Annotated in this window: 14 protein-coding genes; 5 read left to right on the top strand and 9 right to left on the bottom strand. The window is 72.3% G+C overall.

Annotated features, from left to right (window positions below; translation table 11 throughout):
* Positions 1 to 92 precede the first annotated feature (92 nt).
* Positions 93 to 644: an acyl-CoA thioesterase gene (locus ACFYXK_RS20745; RefSeq protein WP_389412453.1), complete on the top strand. Its 552-nt coding sequence runs from the start codon at positions 93 to 95 to the stop codon at positions 642 to 644.
* Positions 645 to 651: 7 nt separating this feature from the next.
* Here the strand turns inward: ACFYXK_RS20745 and ACFYXK_RS20740 are convergent, their stop codons facing one another.
* Positions 652 to 2,184 carry an LCP family protein gene (locus tag ACFYXK_RS20740; protein ID WP_389412452.1) on the bottom strand — a complete coding sequence of 511 codons (1,533 nt, stop codon included), beginning with the start codon at positions 2,182 to 2,184 and terminating at the stop codon, positions 652 to 654.
* A 175-nt stretch (positions 2,185 to 2,359) separates the two neighbouring features.
* Here ACFYXK_RS20740 and ACFYXK_RS20735 point away from each other — a divergent pair, with 175 nt between their 5' ends.
* Positions 2,360 to 3,388, top strand: coding sequence for a glycosyltransferase family 2 protein (locus ACFYXK_RS20735; RefSeq protein WP_389412451.1), 1,029 nt, complete (start codon positions 2,360 to 2,362; stop codon positions 3,386 to 3,388).
* Between the two features lie 89 nt (positions 3,389 to 3,477).
* On the opposite strand, the gene ACFYXK_RS20730 is transcribed toward ACFYXK_RS20735, so the two are convergent.
* From ACFYXK_RS20730 to ACFYXK_RS20710, 5 genes are all read right to left on the bottom strand, one after another.
* Positions 3,478 to 5,112 (bottom strand): LCP family protein, encoded by a 1,635-nt coding sequence (locus tag ACFYXK_RS20730; protein ID WP_389412450.1) that lies wholly within the window; start codon positions 5,110 to 5,112, stop codon positions 3,478 to 3,480.
* Positions 5,113 to 5,222: 110 nt separating this feature from the next.
* The gene (locus ACFYXK_RS20725; RefSeq protein ID WP_389412449.1) at positions 5,223 to 6,959 is read right to left on the bottom strand and encodes an LCP family protein; all 1,737 of its coding nucleotides are present in this window, start codon (positions 6,957 to 6,959) and stop codon (positions 5,223 to 5,225) included.
* A 224-nt stretch (positions 6,960 to 7,183) separates the two neighbouring features.
* Positions 7,184 to 8,392 (bottom strand): LCP family protein, encoded by a 1,209-nt coding sequence (locus tag ACFYXK_RS20720; RefSeq protein ID WP_389412448.1) that lies wholly within the window; start codon positions 8,390 to 8,392, stop codon positions 7,184 to 7,186.
* A gap of 204 nt (positions 8,393 to 8,596) precedes the next feature.
* Complete coding sequence (locus ACFYXK_RS20715) at positions 8,597 to 9,349, bottom strand: TIGR03089 family protein (RefSeq protein WP_389412447.1); 753 nt, start codon at positions 9,347 to 9,349, stop codon at positions 8,597 to 8,599.
* A gap of 10 nt (positions 9,350 to 9,359) precedes the next feature.
* A complete protein-coding gene (locus tag ACFYXK_RS20710; RefSeq protein ID WP_389412446.1) occupies positions 9,360 to 9,491 on the bottom strand; it encodes a hypothetical protein in 132 nt (43 codons plus the stop codon).
* On the opposite strand from ACFYXK_RS20710, the gene ACFYXK_RS20705 reads away from it, so the two are divergent.
* Both ACFYXK_RS20705 and ACFYXK_RS20700 read left to right on the top strand, forming a co-directional pair.
* The gene (locus ACFYXK_RS20705; protein WP_389412445.1) at positions 9,490 to 10,914 is read left to right on the top strand and encodes a peptidoglycan recognition protein; all 1,425 of its coding nucleotides are present in this window, start codon (positions 9,490 to 9,492) and stop codon (positions 10,912 to 10,914) included. The genes ACFYXK_RS20710 and ACFYXK_RS20705 overlap by 2 nt on opposite strands.
* A 134-nt stretch (positions 10,915 to 11,048) precedes the next feature.
* Positions 11,049 to 12,101, top strand: coding sequence for a DNA-3-methyladenine glycosylase family protein (locus ACFYXK_RS20700; RefSeq protein WP_389412444.1), 1,053 nt, complete (start codon positions 11,049 to 11,051; stop codon positions 12,099 to 12,101).
* 9 nt (positions 12,102 to 12,110) lie between these two features.
* On the opposite strand, the gene ACFYXK_RS20695 is transcribed toward ACFYXK_RS20700, so the two are convergent.
* The 3 genes from ACFYXK_RS20695 to ACFYXK_RS20685 form a co-directional block, all read right to left on the bottom strand.
* The gene (locus tag ACFYXK_RS20695) at positions 12,111 to 13,424 is read right to left on the bottom strand and encodes a coenzyme F420-0:L-glutamate ligase (protein WP_389412443.1); all 1,314 of its coding nucleotides are present in this window, start codon (positions 13,422 to 13,424) and stop codon (positions 12,111 to 12,113) included.
* Entirely contained in the window at positions 13,421 to 14,380 is a 960-nt protein-coding gene (gene cofD / locus ACFYXK_RS20690) for a 2-phospho-L-lactate transferase (protein ID WP_389412442.1), read from the bottom strand. The genes ACFYXK_RS20695 and cofD overlap by 4 nt, the downstream gene beginning before the upstream one ends.
* Positions 14,381 to 14,470: 90 nt before the next feature.
* Positions 14,471 to 15,034 carry a cysteine dioxygenase gene (locus tag ACFYXK_RS20685; protein ID WP_389412441.1) on the bottom strand — a complete coding sequence of 188 codons (564 nt, stop codon included), beginning with the start codon at positions 15,032 to 15,034 and terminating at the stop codon, positions 14,471 to 14,473.
* 647 nt (positions 15,035 to 15,681) lie between these two features.
* Here ACFYXK_RS20685 and ACFYXK_RS20680 point away from each other — a divergent pair.
* Positions 15,682 to 15,945 (top strand): WhiB family transcriptional regulator, encoded by a 264-nt coding sequence (locus ACFYXK_RS20680; RefSeq protein ID WP_003983763.1) that lies wholly within the window; start codon positions 15,682 to 15,684, stop codon positions 15,943 to 15,945.
* Positions 15,946 to 16,169 lie beyond the last annotated feature (224 nt).

Below are 16,169 nucleotides of genomic sequence, written 5' to 3'. Positions count from 1 at the left end.
GTCCGGGCGGAGCTTCGTTCCGGTGCTGTTGCAGAGCTGATGCCTCCGCGTCGGCTTTGGGGGCGGCCGGCGGCCACCCCTAAAGTGGGCGCATGACAGAGATACCGGGCGAGACGGCTGGCGACCTGCAGGGCAAGCCGATCTCGGCCTCGCGGACCACCCTCAGCCACATCATGACGGCCAACGACACCAACCTCCTCGGTACGGTGCACGGCGGTGTGATCATGAAGCTGGTGGACGACGCGGCCGGCGCCGTCGCCGGGCGCCACTCGGGCGGTCCCGCCGTCACCGCGTCCATGGACGAGATGGCCTTCCTCGCACCGGTCCGCGTGGGCGACCTGGTCCACGTGAAGGCCCAGTGCAACTGGACCGGCCGCTCCTCCATGGAGATCGGCGTACGGGTCCTGGCCGAGCGGTGGAACGAGTCGACCCCCGCCACCCAGGTCGGCAGCGCCTACCTCGTCTTCACGGCCGTGGACGCCGAGGGCAAGCCGCGTACGGTCCCGCCGGTGCTCCCCGAGACCGACCAGGACCGGCGCCGCAACCAGGAGGCCCAGATCCGCCGCACGCACCGGCTCGCCCGCCGCCGGGCGATCATGGCGCTGCGCGAGGAGCGCGCGGCCCAGGGCTTCGACGACGACTGACCCGCGGTCACTTCCCGCAGACCACCTGGTCGCCCGTGACCACCCCGAACCGGCCCTGGTGCGGGTCCTCCGGCCGGACCGGCACCACCTTGCGGTAGTCCGCTCCGGCGATCACCAGGACCGTCCGGCCCTGGCCCGCCACCGCCCGCAGCTCGCTTCCGGGCAGCGCGGTCGAGACCGTACGGGCCGAGCGGTCCCAGCGGGGGTCGTACGTGATCACCGTGCGCTTGACGTCGCGGCTCGCGCCGCCCACCGGAGCCCGGGTGGTGTCGAAGCCGGTGGCGCGCAGCGCCGTGTCCACGCGCCCGCCCAGCCCGTCGATCCGCGTCCCGTTCTCCACCTGCACCCGGATCTGCTGCGGCGGCACGTCCACCGGCACCGCCAGCTGCTGCTGTGCCCGGCGCCCCGGCTGCCCCTGTCCCTGCGCCTGCCCCGGCCCTGGCACCGGCCCCGGTGCGGCGGGGACCAGCGGCCGGTCCTGGCGCAGCGCCTCGAAGAGTTTCGCGGCCTTCGACTCGTCCCATTTCACCGTCGAGCCGATGCCCTTGACGGGGTACGAGGGGTCCCCGATCGGCACCGAGGCGAACTCCGAGGAGGCCGGGGTGAAATCGCGCAGGGCCTGGCCCAGGGCCAGCATCTGCTCCGACCCGAAGCCCCGGTCGGCCCGGACCGAGCCCAGCAGCGTGGCGCTGACCTCCTTGAACTTCACCGGGTTCAGCAGCACCCCGCCGCCGGTCGCCTGCTTGACCAGGGCGGCGACGAACCGCTGCTGGCGCTGCATGCGGCCGAGGTCGGCGGCCCCGTCCACGTGGCGCGAGCGCACGTACTGGAGGGCCTGTCCGCCGCCGAGCCGGTGGGTGCCGGGCGGCAGGTCCAGGCCGGTGTTCTGGTCGCGCAGGGCCTTGGCGGTGCAGATCTCCACGCCGCCCATCGCGTCGACGGTCTTCATGAAGCTGGCGAAGTCGACCTCCAGGTAGTGGTCGATCTTCACCCGGGTCATGTTCTCGACGGTCCGCACGGTCAGCTGCGGCCCGCCCTCCGCGTACGCGGCATTGAGCTTCACGGCGTGCGGCCCGTGCTGCTTCCCGCTGGACTCGTCCCGGTGCGCGGGCAGCTCGGCGTAGCTGTCGCGGGGCAGGCTGACGACACTGGCCCGCTCCCGGTTCGCGGAGAGGTGCACCAGCATCACGGTGTCGGTGCAGTGGCAGGGGGCGCCGCCGAGGCGGTACTCGCGCTTGTCCTGCGGGGTGATCCTGTCCCGGCCGTCGGTGCCGACCAGCAGGAAGTTCAGCCCGTGCCCGGCCTGCGGCCGGTTCTTCATGTCCTTGAAGGGGTCCACCCGGTCGATCCCGGTGTCCAGGCCGGTCATCACCGCGTGCCCGATCGCCCCGGAGCCCAGCACCGCCACGGCCAGCCCGGCCGCCAGCCGTACCCCCCACCGCGGCCGGTCCGCCCGGCGCCGGGCCGGACCACCGCCGCGCCGCGCGCGCTGCGGCTGCGGGGGCCGGGCGGGTCGGGTGGGGCGGTGTGGCTGGGGCACGGGGGACACCTCCGCGGGGGCAGCAGGGGCCGACAGGAACGAACCAGACACAGCGGGCAGATCGTCAGAACAGTAGGCCCATACGATCAGCCTCTGTCCCTACCGATCATGCGGCGCGCACCCGTTTCCCCCGTACGCGGTAACGTGACACCGATACCCGACCGTGAAGGACCACATGCCCGCCCAGCAGCCCGCAGTCTCGGTGATCATGCCGGTGCTCAACGAGGAGCGCCATCTGCGTGACTCCGTCCGCCACATCCTCGGACAGGAGTACGCCGGTGAGATGGAGGTGGTGATCGCTCTGGGGCCGTCCAAGGACCGCACCGACGAGATCGCCGCCGAGCTCGTACGCGAGGACCCCCGCGTCGTCACCGTTCCGAACCCCTCCGGCCGCACCCCGGCCGCTCTGAACGCCGCCATCAAGGCCTCGCGCCATCCCATCGTGGTGCGCGTCGACGGCCACGGCATGCTCTCGCCGAACTACATCGCCACCGCGGTCCGCCTCCTGGAGGAGACCGGTGCGCAGAACGTCGGCGGCATCATGCACGCCGAGGGCGAGAACGCCTGGGAGGACGCCGTCGCCGCCGCGATGACCTCGAAGCTCGGCGTCGGCAACGCGGCCTTCCACACCGGGGGCAAGGCCGGTCCGGCCGACACCGTCTACCTGGGCGTCTTCCGCCGCGAGGCGCTGGAGCTGGCCGGCGGATACAACGAGGAGTTCATCCGCGCCCAGGACTGGGAGCTGAACTTCCGCATCCGCGAGGCCGGCGGGCTCATCTGGTTCTCGCCCGAGCTGAAGGTCCAGTACCGCCCGCGGCCGTCCGTACGGGCGCTCGCCAAGCAGTACAAGGACTACGGCCGCTGGCGGCACGTCGTGGCCCGCTACCACTCGGGCTCGATCAACCTGCGCTACCTGGCGTCGCCGACCGCCCTGTGCGCGATCGCGGCCGGCGTGCTGGCCGGTGCGGTCGTCACCCCGTGGGGCTTCGTGGTCCCGGCCGGCTACCTCGCGGCGATCACGGTCGGCTCGATCCCGGCCGGCAAGGGCCTGTCCCTGAAGGCGCGGGCGCAGATCCCGGTGGCCATGGCCACCATGCACATGTCCTGGGGCTTCGGCTTCCTGACCAGCCCGCGCTCGCTCGCGGCCAAGGTCATCGCGAGCCGCCGCCCGGCAGTGCAGCGCGACCTCGCCAGCGAGGTCTGAGCAGGCCGGCGACAGCCGCGCAGGCGGAGCGCGAAAGGGCCCGGGGTGCTGTCGGCCGACAGCACCCCGGGCCCTTTCGCGTGCGTGCGCTACCAGGTGAAGCCCGGCTGGATCGCCATGCACTCCTTGTCGTCGTCGCCGTTGAGCGGGCGGGCCGAGTCCGGAGCTTTGGTCGGGGCCGGCGGCGGCGGGGTCGGCGCGTTGCCGGTCCGCCAGTCCTTGCCGACGAACAGGACGATCCCGGTGACGTCGTCGGACTTCTCCAAGGAGCTCGCCGGCAGGCCGAGCGCGGTGGCCACGGCCGCCGCGTCACCCGCCTGGTCCGGGCTCGAGAAGCGGATCACGGTGGTGTCCTCGGCCGCGGTCTGCGTCGTGGACTGGGCCTTGGTGAAGCCCTTGCCGACGAGGAGGGCGGCGACGTCGTCGGCCCGGCCCTTGACCCTGGTCTGGGCGCCGTCCTTGCCGCCGGTCGCGTTGCGCACGGTGACCGGGATCTTCGCCGGAGGTGCGGCAGGGTCGGCGGCCGGCTGGGACGGGGCCGCGGAGGAGCCGGAGGCGCCGGAGGCGGCCGGCGCCTGCGGGGTGGCGGCCGGGTTCCCGGACCCCTTGCCGTCGAGTGCGATGTCCTCTCGGACCATCCGGAACAGGCCCTCGGCCTCGACCGGCTTGGGCTCGACCCGGCCCTCCTCGCGGGTGCTGTACACCCACGGCATGGTGGTCATGGTGATCCGCCCGGTGGGGACCTTCTTGAGCTCCATGCTGAGGTCGTACAGCTTGTCGATCTTGTTGAGGCCGGGGTCCACGACCATGGCCTTGATGGCCGCCTGCGCCAGGCTGTTGAGCTTCACCGGGTTGCTGAGCTTGGCGTTCTTGCGGAACTCGCGGGCCATCGAGTTCATGTACATGTGCTGGGCGTGGGTGCGGCCGAGGTCGGTGCCGTCCTCGAAGCCGTAGCGCGTGCGCAGCCACTGCAGGGCCTGCTCGCCCTGGATGGTGTTCGTCCCGGCGGGGAGCTTCAGGCCGGAGCCCTTGCCGTCCTTGGTGCGCGACTCCACGTTCTGCTGGACGCAGACCGGGACGCCGCCGATGGCGTCCGCCATCGTCACCACGCCCTTGAAGTCGATCATCATGAAGTGGTCGATCGGGATGTGCGTGAGCTCCTGCCAGGCGGCGACCGTGCAGCCCGGCCCGCCCCGGCCGAGGGACTCGTTGGTCTGGACGAGGCCCTTGCTGGCCTGGTGGACCTTGCCGCCCGGCTCGGTGCACTTCGGCATCATCAGCATCGTGTCGCGCGGCATCGACACGACCGACATGTTGCTGCGGTCCGCCGACAGGTGCAGCAGCATCTGCACGTCCGCGAGGGGCGGGCCGTCGAAGGTGTCCCTGGCCCCGCCGAGGGCCTGGTTGGCCGCGTCGTCACGGGCGTCGGAGCCGATGAGGAGGATGTTCAGCGGGGTCTGCCCGAAGGCGTTGGGCTTGGAGCCGCCCAGCTTGGTCTCGCCGAGGTTCAGGGCGTCCGTCTTGATGCTGCCGTTGAGGTGGCGGTAGTAGAGGTAGCCGCCCGCCGCCGTCGCGAGTATGAGGAACGACAGCACGGAGGACACCCAGCGCAGCACGCGCCGGCGGCCCTGCCGCTTCCCGCCGCCACTGACGGGTCCGGCGTCGGATATGTCACCGCCGGGCTGGGCGGGCGCCCCCTCCCCTCGCACGCTGCTGTGCCTCACACGTCCCCCTCAAGATTCACTTCGTGTCGTGGTGTGCCGGTCCACCGGCACAGGCCGGCCCCCGGCCGGACAGCCGGTCCGGGCTGTCCGGCCTTCTTGCCCTGCTCGGCCTACTTGGCGCAGACCGCCTTGTCGGCCTCGACCCGCTGGATGTCCTCCGGCGCCTTCTGAGGCGCCGTCAGCGAGACCCCCGCCCCCTTGAAGTCCGCGCCGAGCGTCAGCTTCATCGGGGTCTTGGGCGCGGCGTCCGCCGAGCCCATCTTCAGTGCCGTGGCCGGCAGACCCATCATGTCGGCCAGCGCCCGGGCCTGGTCGGCCTGGTTGGGCGCGTACTCCAGCTGGGTCGCGTCGAGCTTCGCGGGCGCATTGCCGCGGTTGCTGGCCTTGTTCACGCCCTTGCTGTTCTGCAGCCAGGTCAGGGTGCTGGAGGCGGCACCCCCGGGTCCGCCGCCGTTGTAGACGTCCACCCGTACGTCGCCCGCAGGCGCGCGGTTGCCCTGGAGCAGGGCGTCCGCCTTGCTCTTGGCCTCCGCGTCGGCCGCGTCCTTCGCCGCCTGCTCCTTCTTCTCGACCTCCGTCAGGGAGACGTCCCCCTGGATCATCTTCAGCAGCGGATCGGCCAGGCGCTGGTCGACGACGACGGTCGCCTTCTTGCCCTCGGGCTCGGCCGGGTTGTCGAGCACCGGGAGCGTGGTGAAGGTGATGTTCTTCAGGTCTATGTCCTTCAACTCACCGGCTAGGTTGGTGAGTTTGTCGATGGACCCTATGCCCGAGTCGACGGTCAGCGACTTGGTGGCCGCCTCGGCGAGGGAGAAGAACTTCTTCGGACTGGTCAGCGTCTCCTTCGACTTCATCTCGCGCATCATCGAGCCCAGGAACTGCTGCTGGGTCTTGATCCGGTCGAGGTCGCCGTGGTTGCCGAACGAGTGCCGGGTCCGTACGAAGGCCAGGGCCTGCTCGCCCTGCAGCCGGTGCTCGCCGGCGTCCAGCTTCAGCTTGGAGTCCTCGTCGTCCACGGCCTTCGCGAGACAGACCGGAACACCGCCGACCGCCGTGCTCAGCACCTTCACCGCGTTGAAGTCGACCATCATGAAGTTGTCGACGGTGATCCCGGTGATCTCCTTCACCGTGCGCATGGTGCAGCCCGGGTCGCGGCCCTCCTGGCCGAGGCTGACGTTGAACCGCGTCCCCTTCTGGCCGGGGATGGTCTTCGTCGAACCGTCGGGCTGCTTCGTCGGGCAGGCCGGGATGTTCGTGATCAGGTCGCGCGGGATGGACAGCGCGGTGGCGTTGCTGCGGTCCTTGGCGACGTGGAAGAGGATCGTGGTGTCGGCGTGGCCGACGCTCTCCGCGTCCCCGTAGCCCTCGTTGCCGGCGCCGCTGCGCTTGTCGGTGCCGATGACCAGGATGTTGATGGGCTGGTCCTTCTTGAACCCGCCCGTACCCGCGTCGCCGACGTCGGTGACGTTGAGGTTGCTGTTCAGGTGGTCGTAGTAGAGGTACGCACCCACCGAACCGCCGACCAGCAGGAAGGCCAGGGTGCCGCCGGTGACGACCAGGATCTTCTTGCGCCGGCCGCCGCCTCCGCCGCCCTTGCGCGGACGTCCGCCGCGCCGCCCGGGCGGACCCTCGCCGCGCCGCGGTGCGGGCACCGCCGGGGACGGGGTCTTGGGGGCTGCCGGCGCTCCGGGGCGGGCCGAGGAGGGCCTGCGGGGCGCTGCCACCGAGGGCCGCTGCTGCGCAGCGGAGCGGTCCAGTCGCAGTTCGTAGTTGCCTGTGCGGGGATTGAGCACCCACTGGTCTGCGGGGTCGATCTCGTCCGCCCGCCCACGGCTTTGCGCATCCACGGTTGCTCGAATCCTCCGTCGGTGCCTCGCGACGCGCCTCCCCCAAGACGCCCGGTCAACGATCCGGCTGCTGGTGCACGGCCTCTTTTCTGGCCGGGGCACCGGATCGCTCACCTTATCCGCCCAGGTCAACTGCAAACCATGGTGGTGACAAATTCCACTCCCCTTATAACGGGCCAAACCCCCCAACCCCTTCTGTTCGGACACCGCCTTTTGGGATTGCTTTACCGGCAATCGGCCGTGCCCGCCGTGGTTCCCCTGAAGGTGGGGACGGGAGCCGGGGCGGAGCCGGTTCCCGCCGGGGGTGCGGAGGCCTCGGACTCGGCGGCGCGGCCGGTCTCCCGGAGCCGTTCGGTTTCGGCCGTCGGCGGGGTCACCGTCAGCGGCCTGTCCGTCCGCAACCGCTCGAAGAGTTGGGCCGCGTCCGGCTGCACCAGCTCGTCCCGGTTCGGGTCGGCGGCGTACGGGCGGCGGGGCACCGTCAGGAACTTGACCTGCTCGGCCGGTATGTCCCGGATGCCCCGGACCAGTTCGTACAGGTCGCGCAGCGAGGCCAGCCCCGGGTCCGTGGTCACCGAGGAGGTCGCCGCGTCCAGCAGCGGGTACAGCCGGCCCGGGTTCAGAAGGACCCCGTTGCTCTGCACCTTCTTGACCAGCGAGCCGAGGAACTGCTGCTGGCGCTCCATCCGTTCGGTGTCGCTGCCGTCGCCCAGGCTGTAGCGGGCCCGCACGAAGCCCAGGGCCTGCTCCCCGTGCAGGGTCTGCCGGCCGGCCGGGAGCTTCAGCTTCGCCTCGGGGTCGTCCATCGGCTGCATGAGGCAGACGTCCACCCCGCCGACCGCGTCGACCATCTTCTTGAACCCGCCGAAATCCACCACCATGTGGTGGTCGATCCGGATCCCGGTGAGCTTCTCCACCGTACGGATCGTGCAGGCGGCCCCACCCCACTGGAACGCCCAGTTGAACTGCGCGAGCCGCTCGGCGGTCCTGCTCCCGCCCTCCGTGAGGCAGGAGGGGATCCGCGTCATCAGGTCCCGGGGTATCGAGACCGCCGTCGCACTCCTGCGGTCCGCGGGCAGGTGCAGCAGGATCGCGGTGTCCGAGCGCTCGGTGCCCCGGTCCTGCCCGTACCGGGCGTTCTCCTTGCCGGATCGCGAGTCCGAGCCGATCAGCAGGACGTTCTGCGCGCCGCCCACGAGGTGGGTGGGGCGCTCCCGCTCGTAGCGCTCGAGCTCGGCCGCCGCGGACGTGTCCTCGGTGATGTTCGCGTCGAGCTTGCGGTAGAGCCACCAGCCGGTGGCCGCCCCGGCCAGGACCAGCAGGGCCAGCCCGAGCCCGATCCAGCGCAGCAGGCGGCGCCGGCGGCCGCGGGGAGGCTTCGAGGAGCCTCCCCCGGCCCGGGTGCCGCCCGGTATGCCTGCGCTGTCCGTCACTCGGGTTCCGTCCCCTCGCCGCACCGGCTGCGTCGGTGACACATGAGGGCCGTACGGGTGGATGCACGGCCTCTGCCGATCGTGCCCCCGGCCCGTCGGTGCGGCCCGGGGGCAGCCCCCTGTCTAGGGCCGTGCGGGTGACAGATCGCCCGGCCCCGCGGTTGGGCGGAGTGGGTGACGGCTCCGCCCCGCGACAGGGCCTCCTCAGGCGGCGGTGTGGGTGACGCGCTCGCTCTCGATCCGCTGCGCCAGGCCGTCCGCCGCCAGCCGGTCCAGGTTCCGGCACAGCACCACGGACCCGCCCGCGGCCAGAGCGGCGAACAGTCCCGCCGACAGCCCGTCCCAGCTGTCGTAGCCGAGCCCGGACAGCAGCCGCGAACCCGCGCCGAGGCCGAGCTCCGCCGCGTCCTCGCGGGCGCGCTCGACGATCCGTGCGTACGAGAGCTCCTCGCCGCCGACCACCAGCCCCGGGCCGTTCGCGTCCACGGGGACGAACGGGGCGAACCGGTCGCCCTGCCCCGGCACCTCCACCGCGTAGTCCGCGAACCCGGCGGGCGGCTGCGGGAACCGCCCGCCCAGCGGCCGCAGTGCCAGCGCGACCCGCTCGCCGGAGCAGGCCGCGGCCTGCTCCAGCGTGTCGGGCCCGCTCACCACCAGATCGGCGCCGGCCGGATCCCCGCCCACCTCGGCGACGACCCCGACCGAGGCGCAGGCGAGCAGCCACACGGCGCTCTGCCAGTGCGCGGGGAGCAGCAGCGCGAGCCGGTCACCGGGCTCGGCGCCCAGATCGCCCTGGAGCAGATTGGCGGTCTTGGCCACCCAATTGGCGAAGGTGGCGACGGACAATTCGACGCGCTCGCCCGTGGCGTCGTCGTAGAAGGTGACGAGAGGGCGGCCCGGATCGGCGGCGAGCGCGGATCGCAGCAGGTCGGCAGGGGTGCGGTCAGTGGCGTTCACCCGCCCCAGCCTACGCGCGGGCCCTCGCCCGTACGGCGGGCACCGGCTCCTCCGTACGGGCGAGGGACACCCGCCCCGGATCGGACGGGCCGTCAGTTCTCCGATGGCGCTCCGTGGTGAGTGTGCTCAGCATCGCTTTCATGCGTGGATTCCTTGCTTCCTCGATCGGTGTCGCGACGGCCGCCGCCCTGGCCCTGCCGCTCGCGCTCTCCACTCCGGCCCTGGCCGCGCCGTCCATGGGCGCGGCCGCCCCCGTGGCCCCAGCCGGGTCCACCCAGTCGCTGCCGCTCGCCCCCCTGGGGCCCGCGGCCGACCGGTCCCCCGGCATCCCCGGCATGAGCGCCTCGCCGCGGCTGCCCGAGACCCAGGGTCTGCCGCCGCGCGAGGTCAAGAGGTTCTCGCTGGTCGGCGTCGTCTGGGACGACGCGAGCACCGAGCTGTCCGGCCGGGTCCAGGTCCGCACCCGCGCGGTGGCGACCGGGACCTGGTCCGACTGGCAGGACGTCGAGACCCACAACAGCGAACACGCCCCCGACCTCGGCACCGCGGAGAGCGGCACCGGCCGGGTCCGCGGCAGCACGGCCCCGCTGTGGGTCGGCGACTCCGACGGAATCGAGGTCCGCGTCCAGGCGGAACCCGGAGCCCCGGCCACCCGCGCGGCGGCCCGGCTCCCGTCCGGCATGCGGATCGAACTCGTCGACCCGGGCGCGACGGACCCGGTGACGGTGGTCGACGCCAAGAACGGCGCGTCGGGCACCTCCGACGAACCCGAGGGCGACGACAAGGGCGACGTGGAGGCCCTGCCGGGCATGACCATGGAGACGGCGGAGTCCTCCTCCGCCAACGTCCCGCTGGCCCCGCTCGGCGCGAAGGAGATCACCGCGCTCAACAAGGCGGACTCCACCGCCGACGCGGTCCTCGCCAGCGAAGGCACCCTCAGCGCGGCGGCCCGCCCGTACATCGGCCCGCGGCCGCGGATCGTCACGCGGCTGGGCTGGGGCGCGGACGAATCCCTGCGCGAGGCCGGCTTCGTCTACACCAGCACGGTCAAGGCGGCCTTCGTCCACCACAGCGCCTCGGGCAACAACTACGCCTGCAAGGACGCCCCGAAGGTGCTGCGCAGCCTGTACCGCTACCACGTGGTCAGCAGCGGCTGGCGCGACATCGGCTACAACTTCGCCGTCGACAAGTGCGGCACGGTGTACGAGGGCCGGGCCGGCGGAGTCGCCAAGGCCGTGCTCGGCGCGCACACCATGGGCTTCAACACCGACAGCATGGGCATCGCGGTGATCGGCACGTACACGAGCACCGCGCCGCCCGCCGCCGCGGTGAAGGCGGTGGCCCAGCTGACGGCGTGGAAGCTCGGGCTGTTTAACCGGGACCCGCGGGCGAAGACCACCCTGAAGTCGGGCGGCGGCAACCTCTTCGCGAAGGGCACGAACGTGAAGCTCAACGTCATCTCGGGCCACCGCGACGGCTTCGCCACGGAATGCCCGGGCAAGCTCCTGTACGGCCAACTCCCCCCCACCCGCACCTCATCGGCCAAACTCCAGGGCCGCCCCTAGGCTGATCCCGGCCCCCCGGCGGTGGCCGGGGGAGGGTCCGGGGGCAGGGTCCCGGCAGCGGCGGGGCAGCCGCACGGGTCCGGGCGGGCGCAGCCCGGGTGGGGGACCGGCCCCGCAGGGCTACGCTCAATGGCATGGCCGGCCGCTTCGACCCCCTCACCCGCACCGCCGTCCGCGGCGGCCGCACCACCGTGCCCGCAGGCACCGCAGGCACCGCAGGCACCGCAGGCACCGCAGGCACCGAAGCCTCCGCGGGGCCCGGGGCCCGGGCCCTGGCCCGAACGTGGGAGCCCGAGGGGGTCGTCGACCTCGGGCTCACGCTCGGCCCGCTCAGACGCGGCCCCGCCGACCCCACCTTCCGCACCACCCCCGACGGCTCCGTCTGGAAGACCAGCCGCACCCCCCGGGGCCCGGCCACCCTCCGCGTCGCCCTGCGCCCGAGCACCGGCACCGTCCACGCCGAAGCCTGGGGCCCCGGCGCCGAGTGGATGCTCGACGGCCTGCCCGCCCTCCTCGGCGACGGCGACGACCCCGCCGCCTTCGTCCCCCGCCACCGCCTCGTGCACGCCAGCCACCGCCGCCGCCCGGGCCTGCGCCTGACCCGTACCGGACTGGTCCTGGAGTCCCTGATCCCGACCGTCCTGGAGCAGAAGGTCACCACCGACGAGGCGTACCGCGCCTGGCGGCGCCTGGTGTCCCAGTACGGGGAGCCCGCCCCCGGCCCCGAACACGGCCCGCAGGGCCTGTACGTCATGCCCGACGCCCGGACCTGGGCGATGATCCCGTCCTGGGACTGGCACAAGGCCGGAGTCGACGCCAAGCGCTCCGCCGCGATCGTCCGCTGTGCCCGCGTGGCGAACCGGCTGGAGGAGGCCGCCGCCATGGAGCTCACGCAGGCCGCCGCCCGGCTGGAGGCCGTACCCGGCATCGGCCCGTGGACCTCCGCCGAGACCCTCCAGCGCAGCAACGGCGCCGCCGACGCCGTCACCACCGGCGACCTGCACCTGCCCGGCATCATCGGCTACGCCCTCGCCGGGAACCGGGACGCCGATGACGACGCCATGCTGGAGCTGCTCGCCCCGTACGCCGGCCAGCGCCACCGCGCGGCCCGCCTGATCCTCCTCGCGGGCCACGCACCGCCCCGCCGCGCCCCGAAGATGCGCAAGACGGACATCGGCCGCCTGTGACCAGGCGCCCTACCGGACCTCGATGAAGTCCTCCGCCGACCGCGCCGGCCGCTGCGCCGGAGCCGCCGCGGCATGGCCCACGGCCACCGCGCCCATCGGGTCCCAGCCCTGCGGCAGCCCGAGCACCTTGCGCACCACGTCCCGGCAGAACATCGTCGAGGACACCCACGCCGAGCCCAGCCGCTCCCCGGCCAGCGCGACCAGGAAGTTCTGCACGCCCGCGCCCATCGCGACCACGAACATCTCCCGCTCCGCCGCATCGCGCCGGGCGTGCCCGTAGTCGTGCGCGCCGTCCGTCACCATGCACGGCACCACCAGGTACGGGGCATTGCGCAGCACGTCCCCGCGCCGGACCCGCTTGGCGATGGACTCCTCGGACTTGCCGTCCCGCCGCAGGTCCTCGACCCACGCGTCCCGCATCGCGTCCAGCAGCTCCAGCCGCGCCGCCGCCGACTCCAGCAGGACGAACCGCCACGGCGTCGTGTGGTGCGGCGCCGGGGCCGTCACGGCCGCCGCCACGGCCCGGCGGACCGCGCCCGCGTCGACCGGGTCCGCCGTGAAGGCCCGTACCGTGCGGCGCTGCGTCACGGCCTCCCGTACCGCCTCCGAGGTGCCCAGCCGGAACATGTCCTCGGCCGGCGAGCGCACCAGGTCGGCCGCCGCCGAGCCCTCGCCCAGTACGTGCCCCAGCCCGCGCACGACCGCCACCGGCAGCCCGGCCGCCTTGCCCTTGACCAGGTCGCCGGCCGCGGCCAGCTCGTCCGCCGTGGCCACTATCGTCGCGCTCAGCGGATTGCCGTGGGCGTCGGTCCCGCCGCGCAGGTCGTCGAGGACCCGCACCCCGGCCGAGCCGATCGCCACGTCGGTGAGCCCGGTGCGCCACGGCCGCCCGAAGGTGTCGGTCACGATGACGCCGACGTCGACGGACAGCAGCTCGCGCAGCCCGGCGCGGATCGCGGCGGCCGAGGCGTCGGGGTCCTCGGGGAGCAGCAGCACCGTGCCCGGCTCGGTGTTCGAGGCGTCGACGCCGGCCGCCGCCATGACCAGCCCCTGCCGGTTCTCGACGATCCGCAGCGGGCCCCGGCGCGCGACGACCCGTACGGTCTCCGCGTCTATCGCGTCCTCGCGGGAATCGGCGCGGACGATCCGGCCCTCCGCCTTGGAGACGATCTTCGAGGTGACCAGCAGGACGTCCCCGTCCTGGAGTCCCGGCCCGGCCGCGGCGATCAGCCGCGCGAGGTCGTCGCCGGGCCGGACCTCCGGGATCCCGGCGACGGCGCGCACCTCGTACGAGGGAACGGAGGGGACGGAGGGGACGCTCACCGGGAGGCCTCCGCGAGGTCCAGCGCGGCGCGGGCCATCGCGGCGGTGGCGGCCAGGTCGGTCATCATCAGCGGCACCGCGCGGCAGGCGATCCCGGCGGCCTCCACCTCGGCGACCGCGTCCGCGTCGGCGGTGTCCACGAGCCAGCCGTCGAGCAGGTCGCTGCCGTAGTGCAGGGCGACGGCCGCGGCGGTGGACTCGACGCCGACGGCGGCGAGCACCTTGTCGGCCATCCCGCGCACGGGCGCGCCCCCGACGATGGGGGAGAGGCCGACGACGGGCGCCCCGGCGGCGGCGACGGCCTCGCGGATGCCGGGCACGGCGAGGATGGTGCCGACCGAGACGACCGGGTTGGACGGCGGGAGGACGATCAGGTCGGCGGCCGCGAGGGCCTCGAGCACGCCGGGAGCGGGCTTGGCCTGCTCGGCGCCGACGGGTACGACGGCCTCGGCGTCGAGCGAGGCGCGCAGCCGGACCCAGTACTCCTGGAAGTGGATGACGCGGCGCTCGCCGGTCTCGGGATCGTTGACGGCGACGTGGGTCTCGACGCGGTCGTCGGACATGGGCAGCAGCCGGACCCCGGGCTGCCAGCGGTCGCAGAGCGCCTCGGTGACGGCGCTCAGCGGGTAACCCGCGCCGAGCATCTGCGTACGGACGATGTGGGTGGCGAAGTCGCGGTCCCCGAGGCCGAACCAGGTGGGTCCGACCCCGTACGCCGCGAGCTCCTCCTTGACGGTGAAGGACTCGTCGGTGCGGCCCCAGCCCTGGTCCTCGTTGATGCCACCGCCGAGGGTGTACATCACCGTGTCCAGATCGGGGCACACCTTCAGCCCGAACAGGTGAATGTCGTCACCGGTGTTGCCGATGACCGTGATGTCCGCGTCGGGAACCGCCGACTTGAGTCCCCGGAGGAAACGGGCGCCGCCGATGCCGCCGGCCAGAACAACAATGCGCATGCGGACAGTCTGTCAGTCGGCCGCAGGCTGTCGTCGAAGGGTGGCGGTCGGGCGCCGGGCGCCGCCGCCGGGCGCGGTCCGGCCGCCGCGTCAGACGGAAAGGGTCTCGGGCCGGGCCGGGGAGCAGTTGTGCATCGGCATCTCGGTCAGGCCCGGGAAGTAGACGTGCAGGCTGACCGCTCCGTCGAGGCCGTCGTTGACGACCTCGTGGGCGTACCCGGGGGCGAAGACGCGCTGGGAGCCGGCGGCGAGGGCGAGCGGTCCGCGCGGGCCGTGCTCGGTGAGCTCGCCGTCGAGGACGGTCAGGACGCCGGAGGAGGAGCCGTGGTCGTGCAGGCCGCTGCCCTGGCCGGGGACCCAGCTGAGCAGCCAGACCTCGTAGCCGATGGGGGCACCCCCTGCTCGAGCGGAGTCGAGAGCTTGGGGGACGGTGCGCAGCCGGTGGTACCAGCGGGTGGTGGCGTCGTACTCGACCAGGTGCTCCCACTCGGCGCGGTTCGCGGCGATGCTGCGCGAGAGGCCGACGAACTCGGCGACGGTGGCCGGGTGCTCGCGGGCGGGCTGCAGGAGGTGCTGGACGGAGAGGATGTCGCCGGCGATCTGGAGGTCGCTCTCGACGGGTGCGGCAGTGGTGTTGGTCGCAGTGGTGTTCATCGGGGAGTCCTCGATGGATGTCAGTCGTGCTGGCGGTCGCTGTGGGGGTGGCCGGAGCTCAGGGGAGCCGCGGCTCCGAAGGCATCAACAGCAGCAACAGCAACAGCGAACCTGGGCAGCGCACAGGAACCCACGAATGGGGGTCCGGGTGGCTGCTGAGGTCACTGACATGGGGACAAGGAGACCGGGTCGGGGGCCGGACTGTCAACCCAATGCCTCGTTTGTCGCGAAAGTTTCATCTGATCCGGTTGCTGTGCTCGGAGAAAGGTTTGTGCATTCCGATGTAGGGGAGGTGGCGCTCCACGTCACGCCGGAGCCCACCCGAACCGCCCGGACGACGACACGCCGCTCCGTGACCGGAATGTGATCTGCGCCGCTTCTTTGGCTTGATCGCAACCACACCACCGAGTGGTACGTCGATTGCGGGTGAACACGGGCACAGTGGGGCGCCAGTGGCATGTGTCACGATTTTTGGCGATATGAACACTTTCTGCATACGCTTGGTTCCGCAGAGTGAATAAGGGGCCCAATAGCAGATCTCGGCTTGACTGCGCTGGAGCGGCCCACTTGTAATTTCACTCGTGTCGTTACGTAGCGATCAGTAACGGCACCACCACGGGGACGCACAGACAGAGCGAGGGGCGCACATGACCGAGCTGTTTCAGGAACTGCTGGTCGAGGAGGCGGACGAAGAGCTCGGATGGCAGGAGCGTGCTCTTTGCGCCCAGACCGACCCCGAGTCCTTCTTTCCCGAGAAGGGCGGCTCCACCCGCGAGGCCAAGAAGGTCTGCCTCGCCTGCGAAGTCCGCTCCGAATGCCTCGAGTACGCACTCGCCAACGACGAGCGATTCGGCATCTGGGGCGGCCTGTCCGAGCGCGAACGCCGACGGCTGAAAAAAGCAGCCGTCTGAGCACGCAGCGCAACACAGGGCAACACTGGGCAACACCGGTCGGTACGCAGAACAAGCTTCGGAACAAAGCTTCAGAACAAAGCAATGAGCAGAGCAAACGGTCCGCCTCCTGCACCTTCCCCGCAGGAGGCGGACCGCTGTGTTCCCAGCCGTTAGTGTGGGGCGCTGTCCAGCAGCCTCCGGGAGCACAACCACCCCCGGACCCACTCCCCGGACCGCGTCCG

Origin of the sequence: Streptomyces sp. NPDC002209 (assembly GCF_042890265.1) — a bacterium.
In the GTDB taxonomy this organism is placed as follows: Bacteria; Actinomycetota; Actinomycetes; order Streptomycetales; family Streptomycetaceae; genus Streptomyces.
Note: the sequence above shows the minus strand (reverse complement) of the source record. Positions and strands in the feature narration are given on the sequence as shown.